General features: G+C 34.4%; 17 protein-coding genes. 7 read left to right on the top strand and 10 right to left on the bottom strand.

Translation table 11 applies throughout. The annotated features are described in order from the left end of the window. The first annotated feature begins 100 nt into the window (after positions 1–100). Together EM308_RS02870 and EM308_RS02875 are read left to right on the top strand one after the other, a co-directional pair. Entirely contained in the window at positions 101–1,387 is a 1,287-nt protein-coding gene (locus tag EM308_RS02870) for a sensor histidine kinase (RefSeq protein ID WP_197056149.1), read from the top strand. Then, positions 1,384–2,067: a LytR/AlgR family response regulator transcription factor gene (locus tag EM308_RS02875; RefSeq protein ID WP_035639838.1), complete on the top strand. Its 684-nt coding sequence runs from the start codon at positions 1,384–1,386 to the stop codon at positions 2,065–2,067. The genes EM308_RS02870 and EM308_RS02875 overlap by 4 nt, the downstream gene beginning before the upstream one ends. On the opposite strand, the gene EM308_RS02880 is transcribed toward EM308_RS02875, so the two are convergent. Both EM308_RS02880 and EM308_RS02885 read right to left on the bottom strand, forming a co-directional pair. Next, positions 2,068–2,820 carry a UDP-2,3-diacylglucosamine diphosphatase gene (locus EM308_RS02880; RefSeq protein WP_035639840.1) on the bottom strand — a complete coding sequence of 251 codons (753 nt, stop codon included), beginning with the start codon at positions 2,818–2,820 and terminating at the stop codon, positions 2,068–2,070. It abuts the gene before it with no gap. Positions 2,821–2,834: 14 nt separating this feature from the next. After that, the gene (locus EM308_RS02885; protein ID WP_035639847.1) at positions 2,835–3,287 is read right to left on the bottom strand and encodes a 6-pyruvoyl trahydropterin synthase family protein; all 453 of its coding nucleotides are present in this window, start codon (positions 3,285–3,287) and stop codon (positions 2,835–2,837) included. A 438-nt stretch (positions 3,288–3,725) separates the two neighbouring features. Between EM308_RS02885 and EM308_RS02890 the strand changes: the two genes are divergently transcribed. Further along, the gene (locus EM308_RS02890) at positions 3,726–5,426 is read left to right on the top strand and encodes an Ig-like domain-containing protein (protein ID WP_035639850.1); all 1,701 of its coding nucleotides are present in this window, start codon (positions 3,726–3,728) and stop codon (positions 5,424–5,426) included. Here the strand turns inward: EM308_RS02890 and EM308_RS02895 are convergent. The 5 genes from EM308_RS02895 to EM308_RS02915 form a co-directional block, all read right to left on the bottom strand. After that, the gene (locus tag EM308_RS02895; protein WP_035639853.1) at positions 5,415–6,182 is read right to left on the bottom strand and encodes an amidohydrolase; all 768 of its coding nucleotides are present in this window, start codon (positions 6,180–6,182) and stop codon (positions 5,415–5,417) included. The two genes, EM308_RS02890 and EM308_RS02895, sit on opposite strands and share 12 nt — an antisense overlap. A 132-nt stretch (positions 6,183–6,314) precedes the next feature. After that, positions 6,315–7,076, bottom strand: a complete 762-nt coding sequence (locus tag EM308_RS02900) for a succinate dehydrogenase/fumarate reductase iron-sulfur subunit (protein ID WP_035639856.1) — start codon at positions 7,074–7,076, stop codon at positions 6,315–6,317. Positions 7,077–7,081: 5 nt separating this feature from the next. Next, positions 7,082–7,666, bottom strand: a complete 585-nt coding sequence (locus EM308_RS02905) for a hypothetical protein (RefSeq protein WP_035639859.1) — start codon at positions 7,664–7,666, stop codon at positions 7,082–7,084. Positions 7,667–7,672: 6 nt separating this feature from the next. Then, on the bottom strand, positions 7,673–9,682 hold the full coding sequence (locus tag EM308_RS02910; protein WP_035639861.1) for a fumarate reductase/succinate dehydrogenase flavoprotein subunit: 2,010 nt from the start codon (positions 9,680–9,682) through the stop codon (positions 7,673–7,675). A gap of 95 nt (positions 9,683–9,777) precedes the next feature. Next, positions 9,778–10,446: a succinate dehydrogenase cytochrome b subunit gene (locus tag EM308_RS02915; RefSeq protein ID WP_035639864.1), complete on the bottom strand. Its 669-nt coding sequence runs from the start codon at positions 10,444–10,446 to the stop codon at positions 9,778–9,780. 427 nt (positions 10,447–10,873) lie between these two features. Here EM308_RS02915 and EM308_RS02920 point away from each other — a divergent pair, with 427 nt between their 5' ends. The 3 genes from EM308_RS02920 (at position 10,874) to EM308_RS02930 (ending at position 15,058) form a co-directional block, all read left to right on the top strand. Beyond that, complete coding sequence (locus tag EM308_RS02920; RefSeq protein ID WP_035638378.1) at positions 10,874–12,235, top strand: hydroxymethylglutaryl-CoA synthase family protein; 1,362 nt, start codon at positions 10,874–10,876, stop codon at positions 12,233–12,235. Positions 12,236–12,676: 441 nt separating this feature from the next. Further along, positions 12,677–13,969: an aminopeptidase P family protein gene (locus EM308_RS02925; protein WP_035638376.1), complete on the top strand. Its 1,293-nt coding sequence runs from the start codon at positions 12,677–12,679 to the stop codon at positions 13,967–13,969. Between the two features lie 285 nt (positions 13,970–14,254). Continuing rightward, positions 14,255–15,058, top strand: a complete 804-nt coding sequence (locus tag EM308_RS02930) for a TIGR00266 family protein (protein WP_035638375.1) — start codon at positions 14,255–14,257, stop codon at positions 15,056–15,058. Between the two features lie 22 nt (positions 15,059–15,080). On the opposite strand, the gene EM308_RS17855 is transcribed toward EM308_RS02930, so the two are convergent. Continuing rightward, positions 15,081–16,349: an AbiH family protein gene (locus tag EM308_RS17855; protein WP_081907317.1), complete on the bottom strand. Its 1,269-nt coding sequence runs from the start codon at positions 16,347–16,349 to the stop codon at positions 15,081–15,083. Positions 16,350–16,439: 90 nt separating this feature from the next. Between EM308_RS17855 and EM308_RS02940 the strand changes: the two genes are divergently transcribed. Further along, positions 16,440–17,222: an alpha/beta fold hydrolase gene (locus EM308_RS02940; RefSeq protein WP_035638372.1), complete on the top strand. Its 783-nt coding sequence runs from the start codon at positions 16,440–16,442 to the stop codon at positions 17,220–17,222. An 8-nt stretch (positions 17,223–17,230) separates the two neighbouring features. Here EM308_RS02940 and EM308_RS02945 read toward each other — a convergent pair whose 3' ends face one another. Both EM308_RS02945 and EM308_RS02950 read right to left on the bottom strand, forming a co-directional pair. After that, on the bottom strand, positions 17,231–19,996 hold the full coding sequence (locus tag EM308_RS02945; RefSeq protein WP_035638369.1) for a PD-(D/E)XK nuclease family protein: 2,766 nt from the start codon (positions 19,994–19,996) through the stop codon (positions 17,231–17,233). 64 nt (positions 19,997–20,060) lie between these two features. Beyond that, positions 20,061–21,515, bottom strand: coding sequence for an OmpA family protein (locus EM308_RS02950; RefSeq protein WP_035638367.1), 1,455 nt, complete (start codon positions 21,513–21,515; stop codon positions 20,061–20,063). Positions 21,516–21,541 lie beyond the last annotated feature (26 nt).

Raw genomic sequence — 21,541 nt, forward strand, 5'->3', positions numbered from 1 at the left:
TATAGTAACAACTCCAAATTTCCATTCATATTATGATATAGATATTAGAAACAATACATACCAGTTTTTAACCGCTATAGCTCTTTTTTACACACACAATATGGTGCTAATTCCAATAAAACTGGAAGAAAGAAATAACGGTAAATACTTATGGTACACCCTAGGTTGTATCTTTGTTTTTACAATTCTGGAATTACGTTTTTTTTCTGCTATAATGATTCGTCATGCTGATCCTAGTCATAACATATTTGGTATAGACACTCGTAATCTATTTCATCTAAAGCAATTAATCAATGTTTTCGCTGCCATAAGTATTCCGTTAATAATAATAGGAGTTTTGTCTTTTTTTCATGCACTTTCTGTTTATGGCAAAAAGAAGCTTTTACCTTATTTAGAAATTCTTTTCCATACAATCATTCTATTGGGTATTTTTACTTTTTCAGTACTCATGCCTCAAATGAGGACTAAAGAAATTTTAGTAACTTCTTTTACACTGATAGTATTTTATACCCATGCATTTTTAATTACACCTGTTTTAATAACAGAAAAAAAGAAGCTAAAATATGGTTTTTTATTAATTGTACTCTGTGCTAGTTATTATGTATTTATGATTAAAGTCTTTGGGATTCCAAAGTTTGATCAAGAGACAGGAAACCCCGCATCCTATGAAAATATATTTTCCTTAATTTTTATTATTTCCTGCATTCTATTTATGACACTCTTTTTATCGTTTATATACGGCTATTCTCGTCTAAAAATAATAGCAAAAGAAAAGTCGTTCGACCTAAAATTAGGAGCCAAAGAATCAGAATTAAATTTATTAAAATCACAAGTCAATCCGCATTTCTTATTCAACTCCTTAAACACATTGTACGCCACGGCTTTGACCGAAAATGCCCCAAAAACGGGCGAAAGTATAGCTAAATTGGCAAGTTTAATTCGGTATATGCAAGAAGACATCAATAAAGATTTTATTCCGCTTGAAAACGAAATCAAATATCTGCAGGATTATATTGCTATTCAAAAGTTGCGCTGTGCTGTGGAGCCTCAAGTTGAAACGCATTTCGAAAATTTTGAAAACCACTCCATCAGCCCTGGCTTGCTAATTCCTTTTGTAGAAAATGCTTTTAAATATGGAATAGACCCATCTAAAGCTTCAAAACTGGAAGTTTCAGTATATTGTGATGATAACAGGATAACTTTTGAATGCGTAAACAGTTACGATGAAGATTACAAAACCTATTACAAGGAACAAGGATTTGGTATAGGAATAGAAAATGCAAAACAGCGATTGGAATTGGTATATCCTAAAAAACATACTTTTGAAATCGTGAAAGAAAACAATATCTTTTCAGTCAAAATAGTTATAAATACTTCTAAAAAATGATAACAGCCATTGCAATAGATGACGAACCAAAGGCTATTGAAGTCATAAAAATTCACGCATCCAAAATTGAGAATTTGGATTTGATTGCTCATTTTTATAATCCAAAAGAAGCAATAACTTTTCTGAGACAAAATCCGGTTGACTTAATTTTTTTGGATATTAATATGCCGAATATGTCTGGTTTGGAAATGCTAGAAGAATTAAAACTAAAACCCAATATTATTTTCACGACAGCCTATTCGGATTTTGCGCTTGAGAGTTATTCTTATAATGCTGTTGATTATTTATTGAAACCCTTTGAGTTTGATCGATTTCAAATGGCGCTGCATAAAGTTGAAGGACGAATTTCGTTTCAAAAAAATCAAAATCCTTTCTTTTTTATAAAAGACGGATTCAAAAACATTAAAATTCAGTTCAAAGAGATTTTATTTATTAAAGGGTCTGGTAATTACTTGGACATTGTAATGAAAGAAAAAGTACATTCTCCAAGAATGACTTTTATGGAACTCGTTGAAAAATTACCTTCCTCAGAATTTATTAGAACCCACCAATCCTACATTGTCAATATTAACACTATTGACAAAATTGAAAACAACCATGTTTGGATGGAAAAACATGAAATCCCGATAAGTAGCCGCTATCGAGAATTACTTTTTAAACGGTTAAATTTGGTAAAATAACTAATACTTTTTCAATTCGAAAGTTTCACCATCGAAAACGCCATAAGTAAAATACGTAATCCAGTCTCCTAGATTCACATATTCTGAGTTTTCGCCAACTGATTTAATCATTGGCAAATGACGGTGACCAAAAACAAGGTAATTGTAATGTTTGGTTTCCAATTTTCTTTTGGAATAAAGAATGAGCCATTCGTTGTCATCGCCTAAAAACTTTACATCGGCATCGCCGGAAATCAGTTTGTTTTTAACCGATAAATATTGTGCAAGTTTCATTCCCAGATCCGGATGGAGACAACGATACAGCCATTTGGAAAACGGATTGGTGAATACTTTTTTCATCCGTTTGTAGCCTTTGTCGCCAGGGCCTTTTCCGTCGCCATGGCCTATAAGAAACGTTTTCCCGTTAAAAGTAAATTCTTTATTATCGTGGTAAACGGGAATGTTTAATTCTTTTTCGAAATAATCGTCCATCCATAAATCGTGGTTTCCCACAAAGAAATAAATAGGAATTCCGCTGTCGCGAATTTCTGCTAATTTTCCTAAAACGCGCACAAATCCCTTTGGAACTACGGTTTTGTATTCGAACCAAAAATCGAATAAATCCCCCAGAAGAAATATTGCTTCGGCATCTTCTTTTACTTCGTTTAACCAAGCGACAAACTTTTGTTCCCTTGGGAAACTTAACTCCGGTGTTGGCGCACCAAAATGCTGATCGGAGGCAAAATAGATTTTTTTATTGTTGGAAAATTGCATGAACTACGTATAAATTATTGATTGTCGCTTGCAAACCATTCGGCAAACGAAGACTCGGTTTCCTGCAATTTAAGCGAAAAAAGTTCAATATTTTGAGGCAATCTACGGATGATTCTTTGAGAAAAATCGACTACCATATTCTCACTCGTTGGCTGATAATCGACCAAAATTACGTGATGCCCACGCTCTTTTAATTCTTGAGCCAACTCTATATGTGGCGTAGTTTGATTAAAAACAGTGGCGTGATCGAATTGATCTACAATCTCTTCTTTGACAATTTTTTTCAAATCTGAAAAGTCGATAACCATTCCAAACTTCACGTTACTACGATCGGTAATTGGTTTTCCGATAACGGTAACCGATAATTTATAACTATGACCGTGCACATTTTTGCATTTCCCGTCATAACCGTATAAAGCGTGACCGGTTTCAAAATTAAATTGTTTGGTAATTCTAATATTGCTCATCGAAGATCTATTTTGACTGCAAATTTAATGAATCTAAATGTGAGGTAAATGTTTTTAAGGAATTATTACACAATAAAAAGATTGCTGATTTTTGATTAACGATTTTTGATTTAAGAAGTAAAAAACCTAGCAAAATAGAAAATCCACCATTTAGCTACACCAAATCTGAAATCAGCAATTGTTAATCTAAAATCTAAAACATCGTAACTTATTGTCATTGTCCCTAGCCCTGATAGTAGTGGAAAGCCCGGAATCGCGATGGCTTACATTTTATGGGGCGGGAAAGCGACCGGAGGAAGCTCTTGCCGCCCCATAAAAATGTTGCCAGCGGGATGAGGACTTGCAACGAATAGCAGGAAATAGCTCCTAAAAATTCACTAAAAATTTCGATTACAGTAAATATAATCGTTATTTTGTAGAATAAAATTTCTGTACATTATGTTTCAAAAACATTTTAAATATATTCCTTTTTTATTCTTGCTTTTTTTTATCAGTTGTGCCAAAAGAGGCGCCATTACTGGTGGTGCAAAAGATACTATCGCGCCTATATTGGTATCGAGTTTCCCGGAAAATTATTCGGCTAAATTTAAAGGGAACAAAATCAAACTTGTTTTTAATGAGAATATCAAAATAAAAGACCTAAACAAGCAGCTGATTATTTCGCCGCCAATGAAGAATGATTTGTTAATCGTTCCGACAACGGCCACAAAAAAACTGACCATTACCATAAACGATACTTTACTGGCCAATACCACTTACAGCCTAAATTTTGGTCAAAGTATTGCCGATAATAACGAAGGAAATCCATACAATCAATTCAAATATGTGTTTTCTACGGGAGATTATATTGATTCTCTGGCGATTGGCGGAAGAGTGAAAGATTCTTACGACAAAGATGTTCCTTCTTTTGTCTCGATTATGCTTTATGAGGCAAATGAAAAATTCAACGATTCTACCATTTATAAAGAAAGTCCCCGATACATTACCAACACTCTCGATAGTTTGAAAACATGGCGATTGGAGAATTTAAAGGCGGGTAAATATTATTTGATTGCATTAAAAGACAATAATAAAAATAATAAATTTAACCCAAAATCAGATAAAATTGCTTTTAATAAAGGGATTTTGACGATACCCAACGACACCGTTTTTGAGCTGGAATTATTCAAGGAAATATTGCCTTTGAAAACTATCAAACCTGTACAGGTTTCTGGTAACCGATTGATTTTAGGCTACGAAGGCAAAATAAGCAAACAAGAGGAGAAACCAACTATTACTTTGAAAAATAAAGCTGGCGAGATTTTGCCCATCATAATTACAAAAATGAGTAAGAAAGACTCTTTGTCTATATGGCATAAACCTTTGAAAGCCGTGAAAGCAGATTCTCTTACGATGGAAATCGTAAAAGACAAATACAAAAAAACCTTTGGATTTAAGATTAAAGCCCAAAAAAGTGACACCTTGAGCATCAAGGCGGTTCAGTCGGGTAGCATAGGTTTTAGGGAGCGATTAACTTTTGATTCCAATACACCCTTGGTAAAAATTGACAAAACAAAAATGAAACTCATCGATAAGGATTCGGTTGCTGTGCCGTTTACCACAGATTATGATGAATTCAACCAACAATTATTTGTTGATTTTAAAAAAGACGAAGCCCAAAAATACCACCTGAAAATGATGCCGGGTGCCGTTACCGATTTTTTTGAAAAAACAAATGACACTTTATCATTTAAAGTCAGCACCCGAAACTTTTCTGATTATTCGAATCTAACACTTACGCTAGAAAATGTAAATCGTTTTCCTGTTATTATTGAATTGACGGATGATAAAGGAGATGTTGTCAAAGCAAGTGAATATACCGAAGGCAAGACAGTTATCGAATTTAATAACCTCGAGCCGAGCATCTATATGATAAGAGCTATATATGATGACAATAAAAACAAAAAATGGGACACCGGAAGTTATCTAGAAAAAAAACAATCTGAAGAAATAATTTACCACAAAATGGATGATGTTATAAGACCCAATTGGGATCCGAAGGAAACTTTTGACCTAAGTATTCCATATAACCCTGAAGTTGTCAAAAAGAAAAAACCTAAAGACACCGACAAGAAGAAAACCAAAACATCACCCTTTTAGATCGAAAGAATCCTGATCATTTAAAAAGTTGAATTTTTTTCTTGTCAAAAGTAATTCGGCTTTATTTAATTCGACAATAAAAACACCTTTGGTTTCTATTGGTTCCATCACGTAATCGCCTAAGAAATTTACAACTTGGGAATGTCCGTTGTGTTCAAACTTGTTGCCATCCTCTCCAACCCGATTGACGCCGATGACGTAACTCATGTTTTCTATGGCACGTGCTTTTAGCAAAGCATCCCAGGCTTTTATTCTTGTTTCCGGCCAATTGGCCACGTAAAGCAACAAATCGTATTCTTCAACATTTCTGGCAAAAACAGGAAAACGCAAATCGTAACAAATCAGCGGACAAATTTTCCAGCCTTTGTATTCGACGATTAATTTTTCTTTTCCCGAAGTATAAACTTTGTCTTCTCCGGCAAGCGTAAAAGTGTGTCGCTTGTCATACGTCTGTATTTCGCCTGACGGAAAAACAAACACCAACCGATTGTAAAAATTACCGTTTTCGCTGATAACCAAACTTCCGGTAATGGCAGCGTTTTTGGTTTCTGCCAAATCTTTTAACCAAGCAATGGTTTCTCCTTTCATCGTTTCGGCTACAGTATTCGGGTTCATAGTAAATCCCGAAGTAAACATTTCGGGAAGCACGATTAAATCAACCTTCTCAGAAATGGCGTTGATTTTTTCTCCGAGTTTTTTTCTATTTTTTTCTGGATTTTCCCAAGATAATGACGATTGGATGAGTGCTATTTTCATTTGGAATAATTTGCTGTTTTACAAAGATACGCAAAGAAAAAAAGTGATTCACAAAGGTTATAAAAACAAAAAAACGTCCCAATTGCTTGGGACGTTTTTACTTTTGCTTTTTGGCGAATGCCTAAAAAACTATTATTTCAAACTTGCAGACAGATATTCTCTATTCATACGAGCGATGTTTTCAAGGGAAATTCCTTTAGGACATTCGATTTCGCAAGCTCCGGTATTGGTACAGTTACCAAAACCTTCTTCGTCCATTTGACGAACCATGTTCAAAACACGGGCTGTAGCTTCTACTCTTCCTTGTGGCAACAAAGCATATTGCGATACTTTGGCTCCAACGAACAACATAGCAGAACCATTTTTACAAGTTGCCACACAAGCACCACAACCAATACAAGCCGCTGCTTCAAAAGCTTTGTCTGCATCGTCTTTTGGAACTGGAGTTGCATTTGCATCAATAGTGTTTCCAGAAGTATTTACAGAAACGAATCCTCCCGCTTGCTGAATTCTGTCAAAAGAAGTTCTATCTACAATCAAATCTTTGATTACAGGAAAAGCGGCAGAACGCCATGGCTCGATAACGATTGTATCACCGTCATTAAACATTCTCATGTGCAACTGACAAGTTGTGATTCCTGTATCTGGTCCGTGTGCACGTCCGTTGATGTACAAAGAACACATTCCGCAAATTCCTTCGCGACAATCGTGGTCAAAAGCAACTGGTTCTTTTCTTTCGTTTACTAATTGTTCGTTCAATTGGTCTAACATTTCCAAAAACGAACTTGCCGTAGAAACATCATTTAATTTGTATGTTTCCATTTTCCCTTTCTCTTTGGAATTCTTTTGACGCCAAATTTGAAGGGTTATATTGATATTTTTTGCTGCGCTCATTACTTCTAGTTTTTTTGAAATTTTTCAGCATCTTCAAAACAAAGATCGCTTTTTAATTGAATAATTTTAGAAGATTTTTCTTTTTTCAAATCTTCATATTTAGCTAATCCCTTACTAATGTTTTCTGCTTTGTTATCTGCGTCAGGATTAGCAGGATCATATACAGTTGCACTACTATTTTGTATTTTTCTTGCAAATAAATTTTTATGACTCTTTTCCTTTGGATCTAATTGATTCAATGAAACTCCAGCAACAAAAGCTCCCATTTGACCTTCGGCATTTAAAACATAAACTTTGTTTGGCAATAAATTCGCCTCTACATAATCTCTGTTTTCAGAAACTGCCCAAAACAAATGGTCTCCAGGTTCGCATTCTGTCAACACATAACTGTCACTCGTAAGAACACCTAAAAATTTATTGTCTAAATACGCTCTAAAATTGACAAGTGCTCCAGCTCCCGATTTTACAATATAAACCAGACATTTGCCTTCATTTGGTTTCTGAAAAGGCTGAACACCTGACTTCAAATTATTCTGAGCAAATAGATTAACAGTAAATAATAATAGAAGAAATACTATTGATTTTTTCATACTATCTTATTTATAATTTCTAGCCGCTATTTTAATAAACTCGTATTTCAATTCTTCTTTGTGAAGTACTTCGTCTTTGATGTTGTATCCTTTGTATTCCCAAGCACCTACAAATTTGAAGTTTTCGTCATCACGTAAGGTTTCACCTTCTGCGTCTTGATATTCTTCACGGAAATGACCACCACAAGATTCTTTACGCTGCAAAGCATCCATAGCCATTAATTGTCCTAATTCGATGAAATCGGCAACACGAAGTGCTTTTTCCAATTCAGGATTCAATTCATCTGAACTTCCTGGAACGTAAACATCTTTGAAAAATTCTTCTTTTAAAGCTGCAATTTCTTCGATAGCTTCTGTTAATCCTTTCTCATTACGACCCATTCCAACTTTATTCCACATAATATGACCTAAACGTTTGTGGAAATGATCCACCGTTTTTGATCCATTATTAGACAAGAATTTATCGATAGTATCTTTAACATTTTTCTCTGCCGCAACGAATTCAGGTAAATCAGTAGAGATTTTTCCGGTACGAATATCATCAGCCAAATAATCAGAAACAGTATAAGGCAATACGAAATAACCATCGGCCAAACCTTGCATCAAAGCCGAAGCTCCCAAACGGTTCGCTCCGTGATCAGAGAAGTTTGCTTCTCCTGCAACGAAACAACCTGGAATAGTAGATTGTAAGTTATAATCAACCCAAACTCCACCCATTGTGTAGTGAACTGCAGGATAAATTTTCATCGGAGTTTCATAAGGATTCTCATCCGTGATTTTTTGGTACATAGTAAACAAGTTACCATATTTTTCTTCCAACCATTTTTTTCCTAATGTAAGAATTTCTTCTTGAGAAGGATTATGATTTCCTTTGGCATAAGCTGTTTGTCTTCCTTTGGATTGAACCTCTGTAGCAAAATCCAAATAAACTCCTTCATTGGTATCATTAGCCTCAATTCCGCGACCTTCGTCACAAACTTCTTTTCCAGCTCTTGAAGCCACATCACGAGGAACTAAGTTACCAAATGCAGGATATTTTCTTTCTAAGTAGTAATCTCTATCTTCTTCAGCAATTTGTGTTGGTTTCAATTTACCTGCACGAATTGCTTCAGCATCTTCTTTTTTCTTTGGAACCCAAATACGTCCAGAGTTTCTTAACGACTCAGACATCAATGTCAATTTAGACTGATTCGTTCCGTGAACCGGAATACAAGTTGGGTGAATTTGTACGTAACAAGGATTTGCGAACAAAGCCCCTTGTTTGTGGATTTTCCAACCAGCAGTCACATTCGATCCCATTGCATTTGTAGAAAGGAAATAAACATTTCCGTATCCTCCAGTTGCAATAATTACAGCGTGAGCTGAATGTCTTTCTAATTCTCCTGTAATCAAATTACGAGCAATGATTCCACGAGCTTTACCGTTAACTTTTACCAATTCCAACATTTCGTGACGGTTGTACATATCTACACGACCCAAACCAATTTGTCTTGATAAAGCTGAATAAGCTCCTAATAATAATTGTTGTCCTGTTTGTCCAGCAGCGTAAAAAGTACGTTGTACTTGTGTTCCTCCAAAAGAACGGTTGTCCAACATTCCGCCATAATCACGGGCAAAAGGAACACCTTGAGCCACACATTGGTCAATGATGTTTCCGGAAACTTCTGCTAAACGGTGAACGTTTGCTTCTCGCGCTCTATAATCTCCTCCTTTGATAGTATCATAAAACAAACGGAAAGTACTATCCCCGTCATTTTGATAATTTTTTGCAGCGTTGATACCCCCTTGTGCAGCAATTGAGTGTGCACGACGAGGAGAATCTTGGTAACAAAATGCTTTTACATTATAACCCATTTCTGCAAAAGAAGCCGCAGCCGAAGCACCAGCCAATCCTGTTCCTACTACGATAATATCTATTTTAGGTCTGTTGTTTGGAGCAACAAGCCTTAAGTGGTCTTTATAATCAGTCCATTTTTGTGAAATGTGACCTTCTGGTATTTTAGAATCTAGTTTCATATGTCAATATATATTTTTTTATCGGTCAAATGTCATTCGCATCGTCATTGGTTTTATTCAACCAATGTTAATGCTCATTCCATTATAGATTGATATTAATTATTAATAAAATGATGAAATAACGCAATGAAAATAAATCCAACAGGAACTACTATTGCAAATGCATAACAGATTTTGTGCAATGACTTCCCAATTTTATTGTCAAATCCTACAGATTGCAAAGAAGAAGTAAATCCATGCCAAAGGTGTAATCCTAATAATATAAAGGCAACGCTGTACAATCCTGTACGCACTGGGCTTTCAAACTTAGCTACCAATTCAGGATAATATCTTGTTTCGTCAATTATATTTGACTCTACATATTTGTAAACCATTTCATGAACCCAAAAATCATAAAAATGAAGACCTAAGAATGCCAACACTACTAATCCGGAAATAATCATGTTTCTGGATGCCCATGAAGCATTTGCCGCTCCGTCATATTTTACGTAAGCAACCGGTCTCGCTTTTTTGTTTTTTAATTCTAGAACGAATCCCATAACAAAGTGAAAAACCACACCCGCAACCAAAATAGGCTGCATAACAAATTGAATTAAAGGGTTATAACCCATAAAATGTGACATAGCATTGAACGAATCTTTACTAAAAACCGAAACGAAATTAATAAAGAAATGCAGCGCTAGAAACATAATCAAAAAAAGTCCTGAAAGTGCCATAGCCACTTTTTTGGCTATAGAAGACTTCAATATTGCAGATTTTGCCATAATAATATAAATAATTTATTTTTAAAAAGTCGAACAAATTTATAGTAATTAAGAAAGAATAACAACCAAATATCGAATTTTACTGCGCTATTTATAATCATTTTAAAGTACGTAAAAGATACTTATTGAATACTTACAAAAATACGTAGTTTTGTTTTTTTTATAACATTCTGAAATCGATTGCGATAATAAAAAGTTTTATTCCAAAAATTTAGAAAATCAAACTTGGAAGTTTAAATAAAATAAGCATTAAAACTACAGACTGCTTTATATTTAATTGGCAAAGGCAAAAAAAACTAACAATTTATTAACCCAGAAGCAATTTTATAGATTAATCCCTAAAAATTGAAAGAGAACTATTATATAGTTCACAAAAAATTGTATTTACACCAAAGCAATTTTAACTTTGCTACTTTAAATTTTATTCATGAAAACTGGAATTGACGCTATTGCATTTGATGTTGCTAAATTACATTTACCTATAAAAACATTGGCTGTAGCTAGAAACATAGAACCCGAAAAACTTGAAAAGGGACTGGGTTTATTAAAAATGACTTTGCCTGACGCACACCAAGATACTGTTGTTTTTGGTGCCAATGCCTTGACAAAATTAATCCAAGACAACGATATTAACTTAGGTGAAATTGCCCGTATATATGTAGGAACCGAAAGTGGTATCGATAGCTCGAAACCCATAAGTTCCTACCTTATTTCTTTAATGGAACAAAAATTTGGCGAGAATGTTTTGTCTGAATGTGATGTCGTGGATTTCACTTTTGCTTGTATCGGAGCAGTTGACGCTCTTCAAAACTGTTTGGATTTTGTTCAACTTAACCCAACAAAAAAAGCAATTGTTGTCGCCACCGATTTTGCAAAATACGATTTGAATTCAACTGGAGAATACACTCAAGGCGCTGGAGCAGTCGCTATGTTGGTTACATCAAATCCAAAAATAATCAGTTTTGAAAATCAATGGGGCGTAAGTACAAAAGGTGTTTTTGATTTCTTTAAACCGTTCAGAACCATTTCGAAACAGGAAATCACCGGAAACGCAAATAACGAATCTTGGTTTGATAATTTGGAGACCGAAATTGAAATCCACAAAGACCAACCGGTTTTTGACGGTCAATATTCGAATCAATGTTATATGGATAGAACCCGTGAGGCTTATTTTTCATTCAAAAAACAAAAAAATACAACAGAAACCCTTTACAACAATTGGAAAAGCATTGTAATGCATTTGCCTTATGCTTTCCAGGGTCGAAGAATGTTGTCTGAAATTTATGCTCTGGATGCAGCAACTCCAATTATTTCTGGCGATGAAAACGCTGCAGAATACCAAAACAAACTGAAAGAAATCAGTAAATCTGACGATTACAAAACATTTGTTTCCGAAAAATTACAGCCTGCTGAATTAGCTTCTTCTTTAATCGGTAATTTGTATACCGGCTCCATTTTTATGGGATTGCTGTCTACTTTGGCTCATTTTTATGATTCCAAAAAAGAAATTACAAACGAAAAATTCGGTTTTCTAGCTTATGGAAGTGGATCGAAATCCAAGGTTTTTGAAGGAACCATCCAGCCGGATTGGAAATCTTCGATAAGCAATGTTTCTCTTTTTGAAACACTGGAAAAAAGTTTTGAAATCGATTTTGAAACTTATGAAAAACTACACAAAAAAGAACAGAAACAAAGCATACAAGATCCTAAAAACGAATGGATTCTAGACCGAATTGAAACTAAAATCCCAACTTTAATCGGTGCACGATATTATAAATGGATTGATTAAAGTATATGTCCAAAAGCACAAAAAGTTTTTTGCGCTTTATTCATTAAACCATTAAGAAATTAAGATTCATTAAGCTTAATGAAACTTCATTCCTTAATGGTTTTTTTTGGATGTTTCCTAAAAAGCAAAAATGTTCTTCCTTAGCCCCGATTGAAGTGAAAATCCTTTTTATCTCGTCTTTTGGGACGAGATAAAAAGATTGCAACGAAAAGCGGGAACAATGTCTCGGAAAATTCCAAATCTTTCTGCTCCAAAAAAAATAATACTACTTCGGTTCTTAAAAAAAACTATACAAATACCAATTTCATTTTGAAAGTTACTATTTTTGAGGATTCAACATTCAAAATAGCATTAAAATGAAATTGCCACAATTTCAAAACATGAAATCCAATAAAAAATGGCAATAACATATATGACCGCTGACAAATAAATTTTACATATATGAAATATCATCAAATTGACCGTACTCTTTTCATAAAAAACAGAGCAAAATTCATGGCTCAAATGAAGCCTAATAGTGTAGCCGTATTTAATTCTAATGATATTTACCCCGTTTCTGCCGACAGTACTTTGCCATTTGCGCAACATCGAGATATTTTCTATTTATCGGGTGTTGATCAGGAAGAAAGTATATTATTGCTTTTTCCCGATGCTCCTTACGAGAACCAAAGAGAAATGTTGTTCCTGAAAGAAACCAGCGAACATATTGCTATTTGGGAAGGTGAAAAATTGACTAAAGAGCGTGCTTTTGAAGTTTCTGGAATCAGAACCGTATATTGGTTACAGGATTTTGAGAAAGTCTTAAACGAAATGATGACGTATGCAGACACTATGTACATCAATACCAACGAGCATTATCGCGCTGCCGTTGAAACCGAAACCCGTGAAGCTCGTTTTGTAAAATGGTGGAAAGCTAAATATCCTGCGCATCAAGTTGCCAAAAGCAACCCAATATTACAGCGTTTGCGTTCAGTCAAAGAATCTGAAGAAATAGATTTAATTCAAAATGCCTGTAATATAACCGAAAAAGGTTTCCGAAGATTACTGTCATTTGTAAAACCAAACGTAACCGAATACGAAATCGAAGCCGAATTGATTCACGAATTCATTCGTAACCGATCCAAAGGTTTTGCCTACACTCCAATTATTGCTTCGGGGAATAATGCGAATGTGTTGCATTATATTGAAAACAACCAACAATGCAAAGCAGGCGATTTGATTTTATTGGACGTTGCTGCCGAATATGCCAATTATTCCAGTGATTTAACGAGAACAATTCCTGTTTCCGGACGCTTTTCTGACAGACAAAAAGCGGTTTACAACGCTGTTTTGAGAGTCAAAAATGAGGCTACCAAAATGCTTACGCCAGGAACGCTATGGAAACAATACCATGTGGAAGTGGGTAAAATTATGACTTCGGAATTGCTTGGTTTGGGACTAATTGACAAAGCTGATGTTCAGAACGAAAACCCGGAATGGCCTGCCTACAAAAAATATTTTATGCACGGAACTTCGCATCACATGGGCTTGGACACACACGATTACGGATTATTGCACGAACCAATGAAAGCCAATATGGTTTTCACCGTTGAGCCTGGAATTTATATCCCTGCCGAAGGTTTCGGAATTCGTCTTGAAGACAATGTTGTTGTTCAGGAAAAAGGAGAACCTTTCAACTTAATGCGAAACATTCCGATTGAAGTGGATGAAATTGAGAGTTTAATGAATTCTTAATTTAGAAAAAGAGTATAGATAAAAGATAATAGACGGCTTGCGGTAATGTTGTTAAGTCAATTATTTCACGCAGATTTCGCAGATTTTCGCAGAAAAAAAAGAGTAAAAATCTGCCGAATCTGCGAAATCTGCGTGCTCTTTTTTATTTCCCGTTTAACTTAACGAAATTGGGTTTGCGGTAATGTGAGCCGTTTTTTTTATTCCCTTTAAAATAAAAAATAATCCTTGGCTGTAACATTCCAAATCATCACCCGACTTATTTAAAAACTTAAAACACTAGAAATCATGCAAGCACACGAAATAGATTATCAGATTTTTGGCGAAGAAATGCAGTATGTCGAAATAGAACTTGACCCACAGGAAATTGTGATTGCAGAAGCGGGCAGTTTTATGATGATGGAAAATAACATCCAGATGGAAACCATTTTTGGTGACGGTTCACAACAATCGGGTTCGGGTTTGTTTGGCAAACTTTTGAATGCAGGAAAAAGAGTTCTTACCGGCGAAAGTCTTTTTATGACCGCATTCCTGAACCAAGGAAATACCAAAAGTAAAGTTTCGTTTGCTTCTCCCTATCCGGGAAAGATTCTCCCAATTGATTTAACGCAATTTCAAGGTAAATTTATCTGCCAAAAAAGTTCATTTTTATGCGCTGCCAAAGGTGTTTCTGTTGGTATTGAATTTTCCCAAAAATTGGGTCGCGGTCTCTTTGGCGGAGAAGGTTTTATTATGCAAAAAATTGAAGGCGACGGAATGGCTTTTGTGCATTCGGGAGGAACTATGGCCAAAAAAGAATTGGCGCACGGCGAAGTACTGAAAGTCGATACTGGTTGCATAATTGGTTTTACCAAAGATGTCGATTATGATATTGAATTTATTGGCGGAATTAAAAACTCTCTTTTTGGAGGCGAAGGATTATTTTACGCAACCTTACGCGGCCCCGGAACAGTTTACATTCAGTCATTGCCTTTCTCTAGATTGGCGGACAGAATCATTGCATCGGCACCAAAATCAGGAGGAAACAGCCGTGACGAAGGAAGCTTGCTTGGCGGAATTGGAAATCTTTTAGACGGTGATAATCGTTTTTAATTTTTTTTAGAAATAAATAATACTAACGGCTTTCAGGAATGGGAGCCGTTTTTTGTTTTAATGGAATCTGTATTTGTGGTAATTCTTTACAAAGAGTTTTATTAACGATTTTTTCTCTCATCAAAGCTTTTTTATTAAAATGTCGAGAAATATTCTGAATGATTTCAGTATAATTATCTCTAATTACTTTACCATTCTCATCTTTTGTTTCGTGATAAAATACTTTTATAGAACGACAGTTATTATGTTCAAAAATAGTATTCAACAAAGTTCTATCTGACAAACCACAAGAATGTCCCATAATATAAACTTGAAATTTTTCACTATCTATAAAATCTAAAAGATATTTATAATTTGAATTTTGTGAATACTGAAATGACTTAAAATTTCTTAAATATTCATTATCATCTAAATTTTCAATTATCTTGTAATCATCATCCATTTCATCTCCAAAACCAAAATTAATTTTATTATTATTATCGTTCAATCTTCCGTGAATTTGAATATTCTCAACTATTCCAAAAAAACGATCTTGTCTGTCCGCTTTTGCATAATTTAAATATCTATCAATTGTTTTTGTATAATTAAAATTCAAGAAATAAGTAGTTATGCTTTTCCCTTTTTCCAAATCCATATCATATTTCTTTTGAAACTTTTCTAATGTTTCACGATCTTGACTTGGAAATTCTAAATAATAGTCATGTGTTCTTCTATCAAGTTTAAACAAATCAGAAATTGGCTTTAATCCTTTTCCATCAAAATTTATTTTCTCTTTAAGATATTTTTCTAATCTATCTTTAACTTGATCAAACTCAATATTAAGTTTGATCATTTTTTCTTTTCTTGAAATTTCAAATTCGTCTTTATCTAGCAAAACACTTGTAGGTTTCAAATCAACAATCCTTTTCAATTGCCTATAATATTCATTTTCAATATCTACCCAATTTTGAATTGCTTTTTGATTGATTAATCTAAAAAAACTATTCTTATAATTAAGAATATGCCTTCTAGGATATCTTCCATTCAGAGAATTATTACCATATTCACGATAAATTTCAGCTTCAGAAAATTTTATTTCTTCATCATACTGCATAATAAAATTTGCTAATCCCTCTAAATTTTTAACCCCATCCAATTTAAATTTAAAATGAATATTTTCAAACGAAATAAACTCATCATCGTGACTTTCGTCTGTTACACTTTCCCAATAATCATCAATAAAATGTTTATATGATGTAGGCAATCCATGAGCCAAATCAAAACCGTTTCCAATAATTACAAGTCTATTCATATTTTATAAAATGCTTTCCTCAAATGTAGTATTTAGGAATTTAAAAATTTAATTTTGCATTTGTAAACTATCAACATAATCCGCACTATTTTGGAAACACTTCTCTACAAAAACACCCAAATTTCGTATTCTGATACTGGAAAAGGTACAGCCGTAGTCCTGCTTCACGGTTTTTTGGAAAACAAAACGATGTGGGATTTTTATGTTTCTGAATTAAGTAAAAAGAACCGAATCATAACCATCGATTTATTGGGGCATGGCGAAACCGAAAGTTTGGGATATATCCAAACCATGGAAGAAAACGCAGATGTGGTTCACGAAGTTTTGTCCAAATTACGAATTCGAAAAGCGATTTTGGTTGGACACTCAATGGGCGGTTATGTTTCTTTGGCTTTCGCCGAATTGTATCCGGAAAAAATGAAAGGATTGGTATTACTCAACTCCACTTCCAAAGAAGACAGTCCCGAAAGAAAGAAAAACAGAGACCGCGCCATCAAAGCAGTCAAGAAAGATTACGAAACTTTCATCCGACTGTCAATTGCCAATTTGTTCAGCGAAGAAAACCGTGAAATCCTAATCAATGAAATCGAAGCGGTAAAAATTCAAGCTTTGAAAACACCCTTGCAAGGTATCGTTGCCTCACTCGAAGGAATGAAAATTAGAAAAGACCGGGAATTTCTATTGCACACAACAACCTTCCCAAAATTATTGATTGTTGGAAAAAAAGATCCTGTTCTTAATTACGAGGAAAATCTCGAGCAAATAAAAAACACCAATGTTGAGTTAGTCACTTTCCCAGATGGGCATATGAGTTCTATAGAAAACAAAGAGGAATTACTTAAAGTTTTATCAGATTTCTTTAAAAGAATTTAATAAATATCTTAGATTATTTTCTCCTCAAAATCTTTTGTTTCATCCAATATTACATTCAATAACAAAACGATTTGTTCCAAATAATTAGATTGAATTTCACTATCAATAATTGCAATGCTTTCTTTTTCTTCTTTAAAATTAAAAGGTAAAAATCCAGATCTTAAATTTTTGAAAGAAATAATTCCAGCCTCGATAGGTTTCCCGTTTGCTTCTTTCTCATACATATAGGCATACGCCAAAACCTGAATGATTTTGTCATTCTTTATATCCTCCGTCAATCCCTTCCAAGATTTAAGAGTAACATTGGCTTTTTCAACTTTACCCGTTTTGTAATCTATAATTCTGATAATTCCGTTTCGTTCCTCAATTCTGTCTACATTTCCTTTAATTAAAACCGGAAATGGCAAACTAGAATGTTCAAGCTTTCTTTCAAAAGTCTTTTCAAGTTCCAAAATTTTTATAGCATCTCCATTTTTAATGCTTTCCAATTCTACTTTCAGAAAATTGGAAACATTACGTTTTGCCACTTCAAAAGCCAATAAATTACGACCTTTTTTTATTTCCCCTTCTTTGTAAACCAATTTGAATTGAACTAAAACTTCGGAATCAATTTTGTTGATACAATTTTGAATATCTGTTTCTGAAATGAATTTACCAACAAAAGGCTCATACAAAACCCGCAAAGTTTCATGGATAATTGTTCCCAAAGTATTCAATGCAATATTTTCTTCTACTTCTTCGACTTCACTAATTCTTAAAATCTTTTGAAAATAAAACTGAATCGGATTTCGTATATAACTCGTCAATGCTGAAGGTGAAAATCCTTTTTCCGCAATTTCTTTCAAGCGTAACATTACCATCTCCGATTTTGGAATTTTCATAGGTTGATAGGCAGTTTCGGGCAAAACGGAATTGTAAATTTCATGAGTCAAAGTGTGATTCGGCTGTTTTTCTACTTCCAATTGGGTTATAAACCTACTTTTTTCACCAGCATCCAAACCTTCGCTTTCTGTATTATAAAGCAAATAAATATTTTTGGCGCGCTGCAACAAATGATAAAAATGATAGGTATAAATGGCGTCTTTCTCTTTGAAAGTTGGCAATCCCAATTCACGTTTCACATCATAGGGAATGAAAGAATTTTGAGATTTGCCCGCAGGAAATTTTCCTTCGTTCATGGAAGTGATAATCACGGTTTCAAAATCCAAAACCCTGCTTTCAAGCACACCCATAATTTGGAGTCCGCTCAAGGGTTCCCCCTCAAAAGAAACTTCTGCCAAGTCAATAACCTGTTTGTAAATCACATATAGAGTGTCAATTGAATCAATTGCTGTATGATACAAATAATAATTAATCAACTTGTTAATTACTTTGAAAATGGCATAAACAAAAGTTTTGGCTATTTTTTCTTCTTCATTTTCATTGCTTAAATTATTCTTAACCTCTAGCAACAAATTAGAGATTGTTTCTAAAACTGCAATCGAACCATCTTCCCATCTTTTGAATAACAGTAAAAATAAATCACTGGCATTTTCATTCAGCTCCAATAATTTAGCATGACTGATAAAAGTGTAATTGTTTTTATTAATAATTCCGACCAAAGCACCCGTATTTGCATAAGGTTCAATCAACGGATGAGTGAGAATGTCCAATACATCTTTATAATAAAAAACATAACTGTTATTACTTCTGGACAATGCATTGGTATGCATCTTAAACAATTTGGCAATCAAAATTTGAGCTGGATTGTTTTTACTGGAATATCCCATTGTGATATTCAAAGCCCCTACAGAATTCGGCAACGAATACAATAGCGGAATCAATAAATTTTCTTCTCCCAAAACAATTGCCACTTTGTCCAATGCGGCTGTTGGATTTTCCAAGTTTATTGTTTCAATAATACTTCCTGCGATTTTGGCCTGACCAATAGTCTTAGGAGTACCAATGACCTGAATGTTTTTGGTTTGAGAAAAATCATTCACAATCCATTCAAAAGGGTGCAATTTATAATGTTTCCAACTTTCTTTAAAACGACGTATAAACAATCCGGCGTCATGATATGGGTCATTAAGAAACACCTGATCAGCATCCCAATATATTTTAGCCTGATCTGATGCAATGAGATGTTGAATTATTTTTTCCTCAGAAGCATTCAAAGCATTAAACCCAGCAAAAACATATTGTTTTCTCAAAACCGATTTTGAAAAACTATCTATATTTTTAACAGCCTCTCTATAAATAAGTCCCTGATAACCGATTCCTTTCTTTAATAGATGATCATAAAGTGACTGGTAATATTTGGGTAATAACTTCCAAAAATCAATATAGTTTTCCAGTAACTGAGTTTTGTTTTCTACCTCAACACCCCACTTTTTAATATCTTCAATATCCTTCAAATAAGACAAAACATGATTTGAATCTAATAAATAACGATCAATTTCATTAAAATCCTGTAACAAGGTTTTTGCCCAATTGGCAAAAATCTCAAAAGACTGTTGTTGCTTTTTTTCTGTAATTGACAGATACACTTCATAAAACTCAAACAACAATTCAATTGGATCAACAGTTCTTATCCCTGCTATGTTTTGAACAAAATCTTCAATACTGATGATTTCTGGCGAAAACATATTTTCATCAGTTTGTTTTTTTAATGCTTCTATAAGAAATATTTTTGCCCTCTTGTTGGGCAAAACAACAATAGTATCAGCGATTTTATTAAAGTATTCTGTCTTTAAAACAGTTGCAATTTTGTCTAAAAAAGGTGTATTCGTCATTTTATAAATATAAAAAAAGCCATTCAATTAAGAATGGCTTTTTAAAATTATTTAGATAATTCGATTACAATTTACCTTCGTAAACAGAACCTATGTGTCTAATTTCAGTTCTTCTGTTAAGAGCTCTACCTTCTTTAGTTTTGTTAGTAGCTACTGGTTTAGATGAACCATAACCTGCAGAAGTTAAGTTAGCTGGATTAACACCTTTTTCGATCAATTTATCCATAACCACTTTAGCTCTAGCTTCAGAAAGTTTTTGGTTCAATTTAGCGCTACCTGTGTTATCAGTGTGACCTTCGATTGCAAATTTAGCGTTAGGGTAGTTTTTAAGAATTTCTTTAATTGCTTCTAATCTACCATCTGTAGCTCCTTTATCTGCAGTCTCAAGAACAGCTTTACCAGTTACGAAGTAAACAGCTCTAGCTTGTACTTTAAGATCTTGAATAACTTGCTCAGTTACTTCAGGACATCCTTTGTTGCTTGCTGGACCAGGTACAGTTGGACAAGCGTCATCTAAATCTGGCACACCATCTTTATCAGCATCTTTAATTGGACAACCACCGTTTGAAGCAGGACCAGCTTCGTTAGGACATTTGTCTGATGCATCAGTAACACCGTCACCGTCAGTATCAGGACAACCTTTGAATTGTTTCAAACCTTTAACGTCTGGGCAAGCATCATCTGGATCAGCTACACCGTCACCGTCTGTATCAGGACAACCTTGGTATTCTGCTGTTCCAGCAACATTAGGACATTTATCTTTTGAATCTTCGATTCCATCAGAATCAGAATCAGGACATCCGTTGAATTGTTTTAAACCAGCAACTTCTGGACAAGCATCGTCTTTGTCATATACTCCGTCTCCGTCAGTATCTTTAGCTCCAAACTTGAAAGTTAAACCTGCTGTCCATTGAGTATAAGAAGGTGCATCTGGAGTTTTTCCGTCAGCATATGTTCTGTCTCCGAATGATTTTTTGTAAGCAGTACCTAAATTAAGACCTACGTTTTCAGTAAACCAGATGTTTAATCCACCACCTAGGTTAACAGTTCCGTAGCTCTCGTCTCCTAGGAAAGTATACCCTCCACCAGCAGTTAACAAAGGCTCCCAAGTTTTAGACTTGATTAATTCCATAAAGCTGTAACTAGCGGTAAGATCGATTCCGTAGTACATTAAATCTCCAGGATTAACAGCTGCATAGTCTGGTTTGTCTGGAGTTTGCCCTTTAACAGGAATTACAAATTTATCAATTTGATTGATAGACCCTGTAAGTCCAACGATAAATCCACTTCCAACGTATCTATTTACACCTATATAAGAAACAGATGGAAGAATATTCCAGTTGTCACTCACTTTAAAAGGTTGGCTAAAATGATCCACGAAATCTGGACCAGCACTAGATCTGTAGTCAATCGCGTTTACTCCAAAACTGATCGCCCATTTATTGTTACTGTCTTGTGCTTGAGAACTTAACCCCATCACCATCGTTACAGCAACTAAAAGTTTGTTAAGATGTTTCATACTTGTTATTTTTAATTACAATTAGT

It is taken from the genome of Flavobacterium gilvum (genome assembly GCF_001761465.1).
Lineage (GTDB): Bacteria > Bacteroidota > Bacteroidia > Flavobacteriales > Flavobacteriaceae > Flavobacterium > Flavobacterium gilvum.